Genomic DNA, 17,287 nt, shown 5'->3' with positions numbered 1-17,287 from the left:
AAGATCGTCGGTCCGACGGGGAAACGGAGCAGCGGGGGACATGAACGACGTGGCCGGGCACGGCAGGGACGACAGCGGAACAAACGCGCCGCGAAGGAGCCTCAGGCTGCCGTGGAAGGGGACGTGGGGCCCGGACCACCGCGGGCGGTCCCGCTTCCGGCGAGGACGCGTGATCGCGGTCCTCGCCGGGGTCGTCGCCTGTCTGCTGGCCTTCCACTCCGCCGTGCCCAACGCCGTCGGCCGGCTCGGCAGTCTGCTGGAGACGTTCCTGCCGTGGCTCGGCCTCGCCGTCCCCGTGCTGCTGGTCGCCGCCCTGCTGCGCCGTTCCGTCACGGCCCTGATCGCCCTGCTGCTGCCGGCCGCCGCCTGGCTCGGGCTGTTCGGCGCGCTGCTGCCGCCCCCGCCGGGCGGACCGGCCGACCTCGTCGCCGTGCAGCACAACGTCAGCGACGTGAACCCCGATCCCGCCGGCACCGCACGGGCACTGCTGCGTGAACGCCCCGACATCGTCGCCCTCCAGGAGGTCACGCCGTCCGCGCTGCCCGCGTACGAGAAGGCGCTCGCCCGGGACCTTCCGCACCACGCGGTCGTGGGCACCGTGGGCCTGTGGTCGAAGCATCCGCTGAAGGACGTACGGCCGGTGGACATCAAGCCGCGCGGCATCGGCCCCGGCTGGAACCGCGGGATGCGGGCCACCGTGTCGGCCCCGCGGGCCGAGGTCGCCGTCCATGTCGCCCATCTGCCGTCGGTACGCCTCACCCTGAGCGGCGGCTTCAGCTCGGCCTGGCGCGACGAGAGCGCCCGGCTGCTGGCCGCCGCCCTCGCCGCCGAGGAGCCGTCCCGGGTGATCCTGCTGGGCGACCTCAACAGCACCGTCGACGACCGGGGGCTCGACCCGGTGCTCGCTCACGTGGATGTGGCGGGCCCCGGGTTCGCCTTCAGTTGGCCGGCGTCCCTCCCCGTCGCGCGGATCGACCAGATCCTGGCCCGGTCGGCGCAGGTGATCGAGGTCCGGTCGCTGCCCGCGACCGGCAGCGACCATCTCCCGCTCGCCGCCCGCATCACCCTCTGACCCCGCCGGGGCGGGCGTCCCCGAACTCCCCTACGGCGTGGCGGGAGCGGCGTCGGCGGCACCCCGGTCGTCGCCCGGTACGAGGCGGGCGGTGATCAGCGGTGCGAGGAAGTGGCCGAAGACGGTGGCGACGGCGATCGCGCCGAGCGTGATGCCCCAGGCGACGGGCCCGAGCGGGGTGCAGCCGAAGAACTGGCTGACGCCCGGGGTCTGGATGATGGCGACGAGGACGGCCGCGGAGCCCAGTCCGGCCATCAGCACGTTGCGGTCGGCGCCGCCGGTGGTGAGGGTCTGCGCGAGCTGGGTGCCGACGACGGCGGCGAGGGCGACGGTGGCCGCGCGCCGGCCGCGGCCGGTGAGGCGCGCCGCCGTCCAGGCCAGGCCGGCGCCGAGCGCCGTGACGATGCCGCGGCCCAGCATCTCCTGCGTGAGCGCGGTCCCCAGCGAGCGGTGGGGCCCCTCGGCGAGCAGGCGCTCGCCGGTCTGGCCGGACGGTTCGCGCACCGCGATGGCGAGGGAGGGCGCGAGGTCGGTGAGGAGGTTCACCAGCATGATCTGACGTGCGTTCAGCGGTGTGGTGCCGGTGAGCGCGGAGGTGAGGACGCTGAAGGTGACCTCGCCGAGATTCCCGCCGATGAGGATCGCGAGCGCCGCGCGGACCGAGGTCCACATGGCGCGCCCTTCCATGAGCGCGGAGACGATGGTCTCCAGCCGGTCGTCCGTCACGACGAGGTCCGCCGCCGCGGTCGCGGCCGGGGTGCCGCGCCGCCCCAGTGCGATGCCGACGTCGGCGAGACGGATGGCGGCCGCGTCGTTGGCCCCGTCGCCGGTCATGGCCACGACGCGGCCGACGCGCTGGTACGCCTGGACGATCCGCACCTTGTGCGTGGGGCTGCAGCGGGCGATGACGTCCACGGTGGGCAGCAGCTCGTCCAGGGCGTCGTCGTCCAGTTCGTCGAGCTCCGGTCCGGTGCAGACCCTGGGCTGTGTGACGCCGTCGCTGATGCTGGAGGCGATGGCGTCGGCGGTGGCCGGGTGGTCGCCGGTGAGCATGACGGTGTGCACGCCGGCCTCGCGCAGGCGGGCCGTCGCGGGCGCCGCGCTGTCGCGCACGGGATCGGCGAGCGTGAGGAAGCCGAGGAAGACCAGCTCCTGCACAGCCTCGTCGGCGAGTTCCTCACCGGCCTTCATACGGCGTTCGGCCACGGCCAGGACCCGCCGGCCCGCTGCCGCGAGTTCCTCGGCCGCTTCGGTGAGGGCGGTCCTGGCCGCGTCGTCGAGAGCCACGGCGCCGTGCGCCTGCCGACGCCGGGTGCACCGGCCGACGACGTTCTCCGGCGCGCCCTTCACGCTCAGCAGGGTACTGCCGCCGGCGTGGCCGACGGTGGCGTGGTACGCCCTGGCCGGTTCGAAGGGCAGGGCGTCCGTGCGGCGCCAACGGGGCGCGCCGGTACGGGTGGTGACGCCCGCCCGGCGGGCGCCGTCCACAGTGGCCCGGTCGGTCCGGTGGGCCATCGGCTCGGCCTGGCGGGCGCGCGGCGTGGCACGCAGCGCGGCGGCGAGCACGTCCTTGTGGCGGCCGGCGAGCCGGTCGGGGGGCGCGATCTCTTCGCCGTCGCTGACACCGGAGAGCTCCAGCGTCCCCTCGGTCAGGGTGCCGGTCTTGTCGAAGCAGAGGACATCGGCCCGGCCGAGCGCCTCGATGGTGCGGGGGTTGCGTACGAGGGCGCCCCGGTCGGCCAGACGGCGCGCGGCGGCGAGCTGCGCGGCGTTGACGAGGAACGGCAGCCCTTCGGGGACGGAGGCGACGGCCAGGTTGACGGCGGAGGAGAGATCGTCGGACAGCGGACGGCCGTGGAGGAGACCGGAGAGCGCGACGGCGGCGGCCGAGCCCAGGGCGATCGGCATGCTCGCGCGGGTCAGCGAGGACAGCCGGGCCTCGACGCCCGTCTCCGGCGCGGCCTGGCGGGCGGTGGCGAGACTGCGTCCGGCCTCCGTGGCCTGGCCGGTCGCCACGACGACGGCGACGGCTCGCCCGGCGGAGACGGTGGTGCCCTCGTAGAGCATCGAGCTGCGCCCGGTGATGTGTACGGCGACCACGGGCGCGGGATCCTTGCTCACGGACAGGGACTCCCCGGTGAGCGAGGACTCGTCGACCTCCAGCCCTTCCGCCTCGAGCAGACGGCAGTCCGCCGGCACGACGGAATCGGGCCCCAGCGTGACGACGTCGCCGGGCACCAGATCGCCCGAGGTGACCAGACGCTCCCGCCCCTCGCGCCGCACCCGGGCCCCGATGGCCGACTGGGCGAAGAGCTCCGCGAGCGCGTGATCGGTCCTCACCCGCTGGACGCCGCCGACCAGCGCGGAGACACCGGTGATGGCGGCGACCAGGGCGGCGTCGGTCCGGGAGCCAACGGCCGCGGCGAGAGCGGCGCCGGCGGCGAGGATCGGGGTGAGCGGATTGGAGAGCTCCTCGACGAAGGCGTACGGCAGGGTCAGCTTCGCCGGCTCCCCCGGGTGCGCCTTGGGGCTGCGCGCGGTGGCCTCCTGTGCGGAGAGGCCCTCCGGGCGGGTTCCGAGCCGCTCCAGGACGCGGTCGGCGGGCATGAGGTGCCACGGGACGTGGGTCACCGGCGGCGTGAGGGGGCGGCTCAGCAGCTGCCGGGCGCGCCAGGCGCCGAGGCAGAAGGCCACGGCTCCGGCCGTGTTGCTCACCGCGAGCCCCCGCGCGGTCGCCCGCCAGGCCGGTCCCTGGAGCGCGGCGACGGCGCCGATCCCGCTCCCGCCCGCGGCCAGGTAGTGGCTGTCGCGGTCGACCACCGCGGCCACCCCCACCGAGTCGACGATCAGGCCCGCCGCCTCGAGATCCGCGCCGACCAGCACGTGCGCGCCCCATGGGGTGTGCTCGTCCTCGCGCCGCACGCCGATCGCGCAGTCGGCCGCGCCCAGCGCGCGGCGATTGCCGGAGATCAGCAGCACGACCGCGCCGTCGGCCTGCAGTCCGCGGACCGAGGCCGCCAGACGGTCGCCCGCGGGCACCACGGCATCGGCGAACGCCAGACCCGGACGTTCCAGGTCGGAGGCCACCACGACCCGTGCGCCCGCCCGCCGGGCCGCCGCGGCGACGGCCTCTGCTCCGGGCGCCGACTGGGTGCCCAGCCCCGCCACCGCCTGCAGCCGACGGCCCCGGGCCAGCCCGATGACCTTCTCGCTGCCGCGCCTGAGCAGCCGCCTCGCCGCCTTGCGGCCGGTCCGCCCTTCCAGCTCCAGCTCGTCCAGCGGTCCCAGCACCCAGTCGCCCGCGCGGACGACGGCCAGCGGCCGGTCGGCGTCGAAGACCGCGAACAGCCGCTCGGTGACCTGTCCGGGATCGGCGCCGCCCAGGAGCTCCACGTCCACCGGCTCGTACCGGTCCCCCCGCAGGGCCTCTTCCTCCAGGACGATCGTGTCCACCTGCCCCAGCCGCCGCAGCGCGGTGCGGTCCATCGTCACCACGCCGCGCAGCGCCAGATACCGCCCCAGAGCCGTGGCGAAGCCCTCGCGTCCCGCGCCGGGCGCCTTCGGCACCGAGGCCACGGCGATCGCGATCGCCTTGCGGACGCCGGCGAACGGCAGGGCGGCCACCCCGGCGACGATGCCGGCCGCCATCGACCGCTCCGCGTACCGGTCGGCGCCGTCCCGCGGCGGCGGGCCCGCCCGGCCGGTCGTCACGGCGCCGGCCGCGGCCTCTTCCGGTCCGCGGACGAGCACGGGCTCGCGCTCGCTCCACGCCGTGCGCTCCGCGCTCGCCTCCCGCCACACCGCCAGCCGCTGCAGCACGTCCAGGGCGAGCCCGCCGCCGCCGGTGGCGACACCCTGCACCAGCGCGCCGATCACCGGCAGCAGGGAGTCGGTCTGCTCCTTCGGGCCGATGTCCTCGACCAGGTGCCGAAGGCGTGGATGATGGCGTACCGCGTCGATGCCGCCGGCGATCTCCGGGGGCAGGTTGAACCAGGGGGCGACCCGCCGGAACGTCACCAGCGCGAGCCCCAGCGTGTCCGCCACCAGGGCCGGCACCGCGGGGAAGGGCAGACCCTCCGCCGGGTGGTGCGGCTCCGGCTGCCACTCGTCGAACGCTTCCGCGTCCGCGGCATGGTCGCCCTCGGCCTGCTCGACCAGCGCGACGAGTTCCTTCTCGGGGGGAGCGGGCGAGCCGACCGCGATGATCACCCGTTCCATGGGCGCGTTCACCCGCGCCCACAGCACACCCGGATGCTCCTCCACCGCCCGCACCACACGACGGGCGACGGCCTCCCCCTTCGGCCCGTGGACACCGCAGGCCGCGACGTAGCAGCGATCGGACGACCACGACACCTCACGGCCGGGCCCGTCCACGAGACTCTGCGCCATTCCCCGGGCGGCCCGGGCGCCGGACGCCGCACAGGAGGCGACGCCGGAGATGACGGAACGCAGGAACGGCGGCGTCCCGAGGGCCGATGCGTGCTCCGGTGGCATGAAGCGTGCCTCCTCGCAGCAGAGCGGTCGGTGTGGATGAACCTGCACCGGCAGTCTCGCCGAAGCTCATGAAAGGGGCGATACGGGATACACCTATTGATAAGAGTTCTATGAGTTCATGATCGAACAGGCGAGGCGATATCCGTGACCTCCACACCCCGAACTCACCCTCCGTCCGGCACCGGAACCGTCGCCCAGAGCGAGCGCCCCGGCGGGCCCGCGTCCGAGGGCACCCCACCGTCGTCGGAGGGGAAGCAGCGCACGGTGTCCCTGTCCATGCCCTCACCCGGCCAGGTCGCGAGCGGCGCGCTCAACGCGGCCATGCTCCCCGTCGCCGTCGCCCGGCAGGTCCTGCCCGCCAAGAAGGGTCTCCCGCTCTATCTGGGCCTGGGCGTCCTCGGAGCCGCGGAAGTACTGGAATGGCCCGTCGCCATCGGCATCGGGGTGGGCTATGCGGTCCTGCGCCGCGACGACGGCGTGCTCGCCGCCCCGCCGGACACCACCCCGGGCGCACAGCCCCGCACCGAGGAGACCCGCAGCGAGGAGGAGAAGTCCACCATGACGACCGCACGCGAGATCATGACCCCGGACGCCACCTGCGTCGGCGCCAACGAGACCGCCCTGGAGGCGGCCAAGAAGATGACCGAGCTCGGCGTCGGAGCCCTGCCCATCTGCGGCACCGACGAAAGGCTCAAGGGGATGCTCACCGACCGCGACATCGTCGTGAAGGTCCTCGGCGCCGGCAAGGACCCCGCCCAGGTGAAGGCCCGTGACCTCGCCCAGGGCGAAGTCGTGACCATCGGCGCGGACGACGAGGCCGAGGAGATCCTGCGGACGATGAGCCGCCACAAGGTACGCCGGCTCCCGGTGATCGACGGCCACACGCTGGTCGGCATCGTCGCCCAGGCCGACGTCGCGCGCGCCCTGCCCGAGCCCAAGGTCGGCGATCTGCTCGAAGCCATCTCCACCTGACCTCCGCCCGCCCCCGTGCGCCCGCCGCACTGAACGCCGGCCCCGGCACGGACGTACTCCACGGCAGCCGATCGAGCACCGAGGAGGTCCGAGCCGATGACCGGACGTCGCCGCATCGCCCCGTCCGCCCTGCCGGCCGTCGCCGCCGCCGCGCTGCTCCTGCCGGCCGTCGCCGGTCCCGCCCGGGCGCACGGGGCGCCCACCGACCCGGTCAGCAGGACCGCGGTCTGCGGGCTCGAAGGGGCGCAGCGCGCGTCGGGCGCCTGCCGGGCCGCCGTCGCCGCGAACGGCGGGGCGATCGGTGCCTGGGACAACCTGCGGCTGCCCGGCGTCGGCGGCAGGGACCGTGCGGCGGTGCCCGACGGACGACTGTGCAGCGCTGGCCTCGACGCGTACCGCGGCCTCGACGCCGCCCGCGCCGACTGGCCCGCCACGCCGCTGAAGGCGGGCGGCACGTTCACCCTCACCTACCGCTCGACCATCCCGCACCAAGGAACGTTCGAGCTGTATCTGACCCGCCAGGGGTACGACCTGGCCCGGGCGCTGACCTGGGCCGATCTCGACACCCGCCCCTTCGCCACGGCCACCGACCCGGCGCTCGAGGACGGGGCGTACCGGATCGGCGCGCGTCTGCCCACCGGGCTCACGGGCCGTCATGTGCTCTATGTCGTTTGGCGGAACACGGACACGCCCGACACCTACTACTCGTGCTCGGACCTGGTCCTCACCCCCGACGAGGACGTCCAGCAGAGCGGCGCACAGCCCGGACCGCCGCCCCCGCCCGCACCGGCGGCTCCGCCCGCGTCCCCGCCGCAGTCCGCCCCCGCCCCGCCGGCTCCCGACGCCACCCCCGCCCCGACTCCGTCGTCCGCTCCCTCGTCCGCCCCTGCCCCCGCCCCGGCGGCCGCGGGCGGCGTCGCCGGGGAGCGCGCCACCATCCTGGTCGGCGTCGGCGCCGCCGCTCTCGCGCTCGTCTTCCTCTGCGGCTCCCTGGTGCTCCGGCGCCGTAGGGGGATCTGACCCGGACGCGCCCGCCGACGGCCCAATCCTCGATGGCGAACCGATCTCCGCGCCAGCGTGAAGGCAACCCCGGTGTCCCTGCTGCCCTCTTCCTCCGTGCAGCGGGCTGCGGGGAAGCAGCCGGTCCGCCAGAGCGCATGGAGTGAGATGACAACGGTCCATACTTCGGTCGTCGTGCCGTGCTTCAACGAGGAGGACGTCATCGACGCCTTCCACCGGGAGCTGACCGGGGCCCTCGAACCGGCCGCCACGGCCTTCGAGATCTGCTACGTCGACGACGGCAGCGGCGACGGGACCAGGGCACGCCTCAAGGAACTCGCGGCGGCCGACCCCCGCGTCCGCTACACCTCCCTCAGCCGCAACTTCGGCAAGGAGTCCGCGATGCTCGCCGGGCTGCGCACGGCCCGCGGTGACGCGGTCGTCCTCATGGACGCCGATCTCCAGCATCCGCCCCACCTGCTGCCCCGGATGCTGGAGCTGCACCGCCACGGCTACGACCAGGTCGTCGCCCAGCGGGACCGCACGGGTGAAGGCAGGCTGCGGACGGTGCTGAGCCAGGCCTACTACCGTCTGGTGCGCCGCTCCATGGACGTCGAAGTCGTCGACGGGGCCGGTGACTTCAGGCTGCTGTCCCGCCGGGCCGTCGACGCCCTGCTGACCATGCCCGAGTCCAACCGCTTCTCCAAGGGGCTGTTCTCCTGGATCGGCTTCGACACCGTCAGCTTCACGTACACCAATGTGCGGCGAGCCGCGGGCCGCTCCAAGTGGGGCGGGCGGCGGCTGGTCGAGTACGGCATCGACGGGCTGCTCTCCTTCAACAGCCGTCCGCTGCGGCTGGCGATCCACACCGGGCTGTGGCTGTTCCTGTCGGCGTTCGCCTACGCGCTGTGGGTCGTCGGCAACGTACTCCTCGACGGCGTCGACACCCCCGGGTACGCGACGCTGATCGCCGCCGTCGTGGGGCTCGCCGGGATCCAGCTCGCCACTCTCGGGGTCATCGGCGAGTACGTGGGCCGCATCTACCACGAGGTCAAGGGCCGGCCCCACTACGTGGTCCGGGAGAGCGGCGGCAGCGGCCTCGCGCAGGCGGACGGGCGGGTCAGGGAGGCCGTGTCGAGTAAGTGACCCTGTCCAGGCGGTAGTAGTCGGCGACGCACTGCGCGGGCCACGCCCTGCGCCCGTTCTGGCTGAACGGCTCCAGCATCCTGCCGACCGACAACGGGGTGTACGGCAGCTCCGTAGCTCCCCGCGCAGCGCCCTCGCGCAGGAAGCGGTCCTGACGGTCCCACCGCTCGGCCCGCACCTGCATGTCGTGCCCCAGACCGGTCAGCGGCCCCACGAGCCCCACGACCGCCGTGGCGCACACGGCGGCGGCCACCGCCTTCGCCGCGCCCGTCCGCCGCCCGGCCAGGCGCGGGCGGAGCGCCCGGCCGGCGAACGCGCCGGCCGCCACCAGCAGCAGGACGTACAGCAGCAGATAGTCGTTCCACGTCCGCTCGGTGGTGACCACCTTCGCGCCGAAGACCGGGTAGGTGATGACGGTGCACAGATAGCCGGACACCAGGAAGGCCAGCGCTCCGAGACCGGTGAGGAAGAGCGGCCGCGGCGGCAGCAGCACCGGCGGCCCGGCCCGCCGGCCGCGTGCCACCAGGCCCAGCAGGACACCGGCCGCGACCGCTCCGGCGTACTGCCAGGTGGTGAGCACCGTCTCGAGGATCTGCGCGTAGCCGCGCAGCGCACCCAGCAGGGAATCCGGGGCCAGCATGGACGTCGTGCTCTCCGCGCCGTACCGCTCGCGCCGGCTGCGCGAACCGGGCGAGGTCACCAACAGCAGGGTGCCGACCGCGACTCCGGCGGCCCCCGCCAGCGACCACACCCGTGCGAAGCGGCGCGCCCGCTCGGCGAAGATCCGGTGGGCGAAGAGCACCACGCAGGAGAGCACCACCAGCGCGACGACCGCCACCTCCTCCGACAGCGTCCCGATGAACACGCCGGCGACGGCCACCGTCACCAGCGCGGCCGCCCGGCCGCCCCGACCACGGGCGCACAGCAGCGGCAGCGCCGCCGCGCACGCCAGCACCGGGGCGAGGGTGTGCGAGACGGACGCGGCCGGCCAGTAGAACGTCTTGTACGTGTTGGGCGTGGCGAACAGGAACACCGCGCAGATCATCGCGGCCACCAGCAGCGGCACGCCGCGCGGCACCCGCTGCCCGGTCCTGCGCAGCACCTGAACGGTGAGCGCCCACAGCAGCGCCGCCATCACCAGAGCGCTGACCGGGCCGAACCACTGGTGTCCGGCGACCGGGAACTCGGCGTACAGACCGACCAGCAGGCCGTTGGCGAGCCGCCCGTTGTCGGTGAACCAGAACTTGCCGATCAGACCGGCGATGCCGTCCTCGCGGACCACGGGCAGAAAGCACCACTCGTCGGCGCTCGGCCGTACATGCCGGCCGTACCAGGACGCCAGCCCGAGGAGCCCCAGCGGCAGCAGGGAGAGGGCCATCGGCCACAGGGACCGACATCGGGCGAGCGGCCCGGGCGGGCCGTCCCCCGGCGCAAGGGGTTCGTCGTCGCGTGCGACGGTGACGCCCGGTGCGTCGAGGGCCATGCCACCACTGCCTTTCCGGAGAGCTGAGAAACCGACCTCGAAGAGGTGAATCCACGAGGTCGCGTTCCATTCTCCGGCAGGCAAGATCACGGACCGCACCGACAAGCCGCGGGGCCGTTGTGGCGTTATGCCGAGAAGAGCAGCCGCGCGAGCCGGACGGGACCGCGCAGTCCGACATGGACGTCCTGCGGACCGTCGACGTCCTGCGAGAGACCGCTGCCGGACGTGACGTAGTCGTACACGCCGCCCGTGGCCGGCACGTCGAAGGCCGCCAGGACCGTCCCGTCCGCCAGCCGCAGTTCGACGGCGCCCCGGCCCGTCGCGGACACCTCGACGGACACCGACGCGGCGCCTTCGAGGCCGCACCGGCGGAAGACCAGCTCACCGGGGGCGCTCTCGGCGGCCGGTGTCACGGAGTCCCCGGAGGTCCTGGTCCGGTCCACGATCAGGGTGCCGCGCTGCTCGTCGTAGTCGGCTGCCTCGACCGGACGTCCCACCACCGTGCGCGGAGCGGGCGTCTCGCCGTCGATCCCGACGGCGGCCGTCAGCCGGATGTCGGCGCTCGACGCGCCGGCCAGGAACTCGTACCGGCCCGCGGTGACCGTCCAGCGCCCCCGGGCCACGTCCCAGAAGCCCAGTTCGGCGACCGGGACCGTGAACTCGACCCGCCGGGCCGCGCCCGGGGCCAGCGGGATCCGGCGGTGGGCGGCCAGTTGGCGCGACGGGCGCGGCACCGGGCAGTCCAGGGCCCGGGTGTAGAGCTGGACGACCTCGTCGGCGGTGACGGCGCCGGTGTTGGTGACGGTGAGGGACACGTGGACCGTGTCGCCCTCGGCGACCGCCGTCAGGTCCTCGTAGCGGAACGACGCGTAGGACAGGCCGTGGCCGAACGGGTAGAGCGGCGTACCCCGGAAGTAGAGGTAGGTCTGGCCGCCGCCGATGATGTCGTAGTCGAGCAGTCCGGGGAGGTCGGCGTCGGCCGCGTACCAGGTCTGCGGCAGCCGCCCGGCGGGGGAGACGTCGCCCGCGAGGACCCGGGCCAGTGCGGCGCCCGCCGCCTGGCCGCCGTGCGCCGACCACAGCAGGGCGGGCAGTGCGGCGTGCGCGTCGGCGACCGCGTACGGGTACGAGGAGGCCAGCACCAGCGCCGTGCGCGGGTTGGCGGCCAGGGCGGCGCGCCACAGCCGGTCCTGATGCTCCGGCAGGGCGAGCGTGCGGCGGTCCTCGGTCTCCCGGCCGTTGATGTGCGGGTCGTTCCCGGCGACGACGACCACCACGTCGGCGCGGGCCGCGGCCGCGGCGACCGCGTCCTCGCCGCGCTCGGTGACCTCGACGCCGAAAACATCCCCGATGTCGGCAACCTTCAGGCCGTCGGCGGCGACAGAGACGTACCTGCCCGTCCCGATGTGCTCCAGGAGGTGTCCCGCGCCGTGCTTCCGCAGCCGGAACGTCTCGTGGACGACCCAGCCGCCGGGCTGGTCGGCGGAGGCGCGGAGGAAACCGTCCTCGGCGACGGACAGATACCGCCCGTCGGGGGCGCGGAAGGTGAGCACGCCGTGACCCCAGTCGGCCACCGCCAGCCCGGTCGCCTCGTCGGCGGACGCGCCGGAGCAGGTCAGCGGCGGCAGATCGGTGCGTCCGGCGAGCAGCGCCGGGTCCAGGGCTCCCTCGGCGCCCCGCGCCTGCTCCGGCAGCGGCTCCGAGGGCTCGGGCACCCGCACCCAGGCGTCCCCGCACCGCAGCCGGACGCGGTCCATGCCCTCGGCGAAGACGACGTTCCCCGCGCCGAACCGCTCCCGCAGTCCGTCGAGCGGGGTGGAGCGGTGGATCAGCGTGCCGCTGTACCAGTCGAGCTTGCACTCGTCCGCGAGCAGACCGACGACCGCGATCCGCGCGCCCTCGGCGACCGGCAGCAGCGCGTCGTTCTTGAGCAGCACCACCGCCTGCTCGGCGCACTCCTGGGCGAGCGCCCGGTGCCCGGGGGTGTCGAAGTCCGCCTCGCCGGCGTACGGACCGGCGCCGGGGTCGAACTCGCCGAGGTCGAACCGCATCCGCAGCAGCCGGCGTACGGCCCGGTCGATGTCCTTCTCGTCGATCAGGCCCCGCTCGTAGGCGCCGCGCACCCGGCCGGTCATGACCGAGGAGTCCTGGCCGTGGTCGGTGAAGCTGTCGACGCCGGCGCGCAGCGCGGCGGCCGTGGCCTCCTCGTGGGTGTCGAAGTAGTGCTCCGAGTCGACCAGGTTGGACGGGGCGCCCGCGTCCGAGCACACCACCAGCGACCGGTCGGTCCAGCTCCGCAGCTCCGCGCCCAGCTGCGGGGAGACATGGTTGGGCCGCCCGTTGACGAGGTTGTAGGACGGCATCACCCCGGCGACCGCGCCCGCCTCCACGGCCGCGCGGAAGGCCCGCAGGTCGTACTCGTGCAGCACGCGCGGCCGGACCGAGGAGGAACAGGTGTCCCGGTCCGTCTCGTTGTTGTGCGCCAGCCAGTGCTTGAGCACCGGGGCGGTGCGCCAGTGGACGGGGTCGTCGCCGCGCAGGCCGCGGGTGTAGGCGACGGCGATGGCGGACGTCAGCAGGGGGTCCTCGGAGTACCCCTCCTCGTTGCGGCCCCACAGCGGGTGCCGCAGCAGATTCACCGTCGGGGCCCAGACGTTCAGCCCGACCCGCGGGTCGCGGGCGCGCATGGCGCGCGTCTCGGCGCCGACCGCCTCGCCCACCCGGCGCACCAGTTCCTCGTTCCAGGTCGCGCCCAGCCCGACGGCCTGGGGGAACACGGTGGCGGCGCCCATCCAGGCGACCCCGTGCAGCGCCTCCTGGCCGGTGCGGAAGGCGCCGACGCCCAGGCGTTCGACGGCGGGCGCGAACTGGTGGAGCATCGCGATCCGCTCGTCGAGCGTGAGCCGCCGGAGCAGATCCTCCACGCGCTCGTGGACGGGCAGCCGGCCGTCACGGAAAGGGGGATGAATGTCGGTCACAGGAGTCCCTCGGGATGGCGGAACCGGAAAGTATTCGAAGCGCTTCGATGCTGGGTCGCCCGATGCGGTGTGTCAAGACGTGCAGGCCAGTATCGTCCCAGCTCCCGCCGAAGCCCGCCCCGGGAACGATGCGGTCCGCAACGGGCCTCCGGTCAATTTCGCTTCGACTCTTGAACGGCTTGCAATCCTCACTTAACCTCGCTGCAGCTTCGAAGCGCTTCGACTGTGTTTCGCAGGGAGCGCACCGCTCGTCGCCGCCACACATCCGCCGACACACCTACGCGAAGCCGATCACTCATGCGCCGGCTGCCCGCGTGAGGAAAGGGTTGACGCCATGCCCAACGCCCAGAGCCCCAGCCGGAGATCGTTCCTCGCCTCCACCGCGGTCGCCGCGGCGGCCGTCGCCGGCGGCGTACCGCTGCTCGGCGCCTGCAGCGGTTCCTCCGGGGGCGAAAGCGCCGAAGGAGCCACCACCGGCAAGAAGCTCCAGGACATCCTGCCGACCTTCGTGGGCTCCGACGTCGTGGAGCCCGACGTGCCGAGCAAGAACGGCTCCGCGCTGGGCTTCACCACCGCCCTGCCGGCCGCGCAGCTCGCCGTCTCGGTCCCGAAGAAGCTCGGCCAGGGCGGCACGGTCACGGTCATGGCCCCCCTGTGGGGCACGCCGCCCAAGTCCGGCAACCCGTACTGGACCGCGATGGACGAGGCCATCGGCGTCAAGGTGAACTGGCAGAACCAGGACGGCAACACCTACGGGCAGAAGCTCGGCGCCGTCCTCGCCTCCAGCTCCATCCCGGACGCCGTCGTCGTCCCCGGCTGGGAGCTCGGCGGCAAGATACCGAGCGCCATCAACAACAAGTTCGCCGACCTCGGCCCCTACCTCTCGGGCGACAAGGTCAAGGAGTACCCCAACCTGGCGGCGATCCCCACCGGCGCCTGGCAGCGGGCCGTCTTCGGCGGCAAGCTGCGCGGCCTGCCCATGCCGGCCAGCGACATCCCCAACATCGCGCCGTTCTACCGGGTCGACCTCTTCAAGGAGAAGGGGTACGAGGCGCCCACCACCACCCAGGAGTTCTTCGACCTGGCCAAGGAGGTCACCTCGGCCAGGAACAAGGTCTGGGGCTGCGGCGACATGACCTGGGCCGCGTACAAGTTCTTCGGCGTGCTCGACGAGAAGCCCACCTGCTGGAAGCTCGTCGGCGACAAGCTGGTCCACCGTATCGAGACCGACGAGTACCTCGAAGCCCTCGAGTGGTCCCGCTCCCTCTACTCCGCGGGCCTCGTCCACCCCGACGCCAAGGCCGAGACCGGCGACATCGGCAATCTCTTCGCCGCCGGCAAGGTGTGGATGTACAACGCGGACATCTCCGACTGGTACGGCAAGACCGTCGTCCAGCGCGGCGACAACCCGGACTTCGCCATGGCCGCCATGGACTACTTCCACCACGACGGCGGCAAGCCCCGCCTCTACGCCGGCTCGCCGTCCAACATCTGGGCGTTCATCAACAAGAACGCCGACGAAAGGACGATCCGCGACATCCTCGCCATCGCCAACTTCACCGCCGCCCCCTACGGCACCAAGGAGCAGCGCCTGAAGGCCTACGGCGTCGAGGGCGTCCACCACACCGTCGAGGGCGACGAGATCACCAAGACGGAGACCGGCAACAACCAGGTCTTCGCCACCTACGAGTACATCGCGAGCCCCCAGCAGTTCTTCGCCTACCCCAACCACCCGGACGTCGCCGAGGGCATGGTCCGCTGGCAGCAGCGCATGGGCGCCTTCCTCACCAAGCCCCTGTTCTACGGCATGCAGATCCAGGAGCCGAACCGCTGGGTCGAGCTCAGCAGCCAGTTCGAGGACCTGGAGAAGGACATCGTCCGCGGCCGCAAGAAGGTCGCCGACATGCAGCAGGCCGTCTCCGACTGGCGTTCACGCGGCGGCGACCAGCTCCGCGACTGGTACCGGAAGCTGCTCGAGGAGTCCGGCGGCCAGGCGTCCTGAGCGGCCGGCCGGCGGACGGGGAACGAGGAGAGAGAACGTGTCGCAGAGCAAGGTGGCGGGCCCCGCCCGTACCACCGACGACAGCCAGGCGCCGCCGGGGGACGGCGAGGAGGCGCCCCCGGGACCGCCGGGGGCCGCGCCGGCCGCACGCGCCGCCGGCGTGGGCGGGATCACCTGGCGGATCCGGCTGCGGCGCGACCGCACGCTGATCCTGATGACGCTGCCGGCCGTGCTGCTGGTACTGGTCTTCAACTACATACCGCTGCTCGGCAACGTGGTCGCCTTCCAGCACTACGACCCCTACATAGGCGACAACGCGTGGCAGGCCATGGCCCGCAGCCCCTGGGTCGGGGTCGAGCACTTCACGCGGATGGTGGAGGACCGGCTGTTCTGGCAGGCGCTGGGCAACACCCTGGCGATCTTCCTGGTGCAGCTCACCCTGTTCTTCCCCGTGCCGATCCTGCTGGCGCTGCTCATCAACAGCTTCGTCCGGCCCCGGGTGCGCGCCGTCGCCCAGGCGATCCTGTATCTGCCGCACTTCTTCTCCTGGGTGCTGGTCGTCACCGTCTTCCAGCAGATGTTCGGCGGCGCCGGCATGCTCGCCCAGACGCTGCGCGAACACGGCCACGAGGGCATCGACCTGATGACGAACCCGGGACTGTTCAAGTTCCTCGTCACCTTCGAGATGGTCTGGAAGGACGCCGGCTGGGGCGTCATCGTCTTCCTCGCCGCCCTGTCCGCCGTCAGCCCCGATCTGTACGAGGCCGCCGCGATGGACGGCGCCTCGCGGTGGCGGCGCATGTGGCACGTGACGCTGCCCGCGCTGCGCCCGGTGGTGGCCCTGCTGCTCGTCCTCCAGGTCGGCAACGCCCTGACGGTGGGCTTCGAGCAGATCCTCCTCCAGCGCACCGCCGTCGGCCCCACCGCCGCGGAGGTCCTCGACACCTACGTCTGGAACGTCGGCATCCAGTTCGGTGACTTCAGCTACGCGGCCGCCGTCGGCATCGTCAAGGGAATCTTCGGCCTCTGCCTGGTGCTGGCGGCCAACAAGGTCGCTCACATGATGGGCGAACAGGGGGTGTACAAGCGATGAGCCTCGTTCTGGGCGTCAAACGGAGTGCGGGGACCCGCGGCCGGCTGCGGCCGGCCTGGGAGGAGCAGCCGCGCCCCGCGGGCCTCGCGGCCAAGGGTCTGGTCCTGACCCTGGCCTGCGCCGCCGTCCTGTTCCCGCTGTGGATCGTCCTCGTGACCAGCGTGTCGTCGGTGAAGACCATCACCGAGGCGGGCGGCCTGGTCGTCGTCCCCCGCGGGGTCACCTTCGTCGCCTACCAGGAACTGCTCGGCGGCGGCCAGGTCACCAGGGCCGCGCTGGTGAGCCTCGGCGTCACGCTCGTCGGCACGCTGTTCAGCATGACGGTGTCGGTGCTGTGCGCCTACGGGCTCTCCCGCACCGGCTCGGTGCTGCACCGGCCGCTGCTGATGAGCCTGCTCGCCACGATGTTCTTCGGCGCGGGCCTCATCCCCACCTATCTGCTGGTGCAGGGGCTCGGACTGACCGACACCTATCTCGCGCTGATCCTGCCCAGCGCGGTGAACGTCTTCAACATCCTCGTCCTGCGCTCCTTCTTCATGAGTGTCGCGCCCGAACTCATCGACAGCGCCCGGATCGACGGCGCGGGCGACGCCAGGATCCTGTGGCAGATCGTCATGCCGCTGTCGCGCGCGGTGCTGGCCGTCATCTCCCTGTTCTACGCGGTCGGTTACTGGAGTGCCTGGTTCAACGCCTCCATCTATCTGAGCGACCAGGACATGATGCCGCTGCAGAACGTGATGATGCAGCTCGTCCTCAGACAGGAACGGCCGACGGGACTTGCGCAGGCCATCAACACCGGCCAGCTCTCGCCCCTGTCCATCCAGATGGCCGTCATGGTGCTCGCCCTGCTGCCGGTCGCCGTGCTGTCGCCGTTCGTCCAGCGGCACTTCAAGAAGGGCATGCTCACCGGCGCGGTCAAGGGCTGACGCCCACCCCGCGCGCGCTGTTCTCGGCGCGCGCCCACGAACCGCCGCCGTGTCCGGCCGTACCTGACGACAGCCGGACACGGCGGCCCTCACCACACCCCCCCGCCCGCCTCTCACGGATA

General features: G+C 73.0%; 10 protein-coding genes. 7 read left to right on the top strand and 3 right to left on the bottom strand.

What is annotated here, in order from left to right; translation table 11 throughout:
* The first annotated feature begins 40 nt into the window (after positions 1 to 40).
* Complete coding sequence (locus tag ACWD01_RS14500; protein ID WP_451161593.1) at positions 41 to 1,072, top strand: endonuclease/exonuclease/phosphatase family protein; 1,032 nt, start codon at positions 41 to 43, stop codon at positions 1,070 to 1,072.
* Positions 1,073 to 1,102: 30 nt separating this feature from the next.
* Here ACWD01_RS14500 and ACWD01_RS14495 read toward each other — a convergent pair whose 3' ends face one another.
* Positions 1,103 to 5,566, bottom strand: a complete 4,464-nt coding sequence (locus ACWD01_RS14495) for an HAD-IC family P-type ATPase (protein ID WP_451161591.1) — start codon at positions 5,564 to 5,566, stop codon at positions 1,103 to 1,105.
* Positions 5,567 to 6,124: 558 nt separating this feature from the next.
* On the opposite strand from ACWD01_RS14495, the gene ACWD01_RS14490 reads away from it, so the two are divergent.
* The 3 genes from ACWD01_RS14490 (at position 6,125) to ACWD01_RS14480 (ending at position 8,683) form a co-directional block, all read left to right on the top strand.
* Positions 6,125 to 6,538, top strand: coding sequence for a CBS domain-containing protein (locus tag ACWD01_RS14490; protein ID WP_451161895.1), 414 nt, complete (start codon positions 6,125 to 6,127; stop codon positions 6,536 to 6,538).
* Between the two features lie 96 nt (positions 6,539 to 6,634).
* Positions 6,635 to 7,558, top strand: coding sequence for a lytic polysaccharide monooxygenase (locus ACWD01_RS14485; protein ID WP_451161589.1), 924 nt, complete (start codon positions 6,635 to 6,637; stop codon positions 7,556 to 7,558).
* A 147-nt stretch (positions 7,559 to 7,705) separates the two neighbouring features.
* Positions 7,706 to 8,683, top strand: coding sequence for a glycosyltransferase family 2 protein (locus ACWD01_RS14480; protein WP_451161587.1), 978 nt, complete (start codon positions 7,706 to 7,708; stop codon positions 8,681 to 8,683).
* Here the strand turns inward: ACWD01_RS14480 and ACWD01_RS14475 are convergent.
* Complete coding sequence (locus tag ACWD01_RS14475; RefSeq protein ID WP_451161585.1) at positions 8,658 to 10,166, bottom strand: DUF6056 family protein; 1,509 nt, start codon at positions 10,164 to 10,166, stop codon at positions 8,658 to 8,660. The genes ACWD01_RS14480 and ACWD01_RS14475 overlap by 26 nt on opposite strands.
* Positions 10,167 to 10,291: 125 nt before the next feature.
* Positions 10,292 to 13,144, bottom strand: coding sequence for a glycoside hydrolase family 3 C-terminal domain-containing protein (locus ACWD01_RS14470; RefSeq protein ID WP_451161583.1), 2,853 nt, complete (start codon positions 13,142 to 13,144; stop codon positions 10,292 to 10,294).
* A 334-nt stretch (positions 13,145 to 13,478) separates the two neighbouring features.
* Here ACWD01_RS14470 and ACWD01_RS14465 point away from each other — a divergent pair, with 334 nt between their 5' ends.
* From ACWD01_RS14465 to ACWD01_RS14455, 3 genes are read left to right on the top strand one after another with little or no spacing between them, the layout of a single operon-like run.
* Complete coding sequence (locus tag ACWD01_RS14465; protein ID WP_451161581.1) at positions 13,479 to 15,146, top strand: extracellular solute-binding protein; 1,668 nt, start codon at positions 13,479 to 13,481, stop codon at positions 15,144 to 15,146.
* 37 nt (positions 15,147 to 15,183) lie between these two features.
* On the top strand, positions 15,184 to 16,239 hold the full coding sequence (locus ACWD01_RS14460; protein WP_451161579.1) for an ABC transporter permease: 1,056 nt from the start codon (positions 15,184 to 15,186) through the stop codon (positions 16,237 to 16,239).
* Positions 16,236 to 17,165 carry a carbohydrate ABC transporter permease gene (locus ACWD01_RS14455; RefSeq protein ID WP_451161577.1) on the top strand — a complete coding sequence of 310 codons (930 nt, stop codon included), beginning with the start codon at positions 16,236 to 16,238 and terminating at the stop codon, positions 17,163 to 17,165. The genes ACWD01_RS14460 and ACWD01_RS14455 overlap by 4 nt, the downstream gene beginning before the upstream one ends.
* Positions 17,166 to 17,287: the final 122 nt, after the last annotated feature.

The organism is Streptomyces sp. NPDC002835, assembly GCF_053591995.1.
Note: the sequence above shows the minus strand (reverse complement) of the source record. Positions and strands in the feature narration are given on the sequence as shown.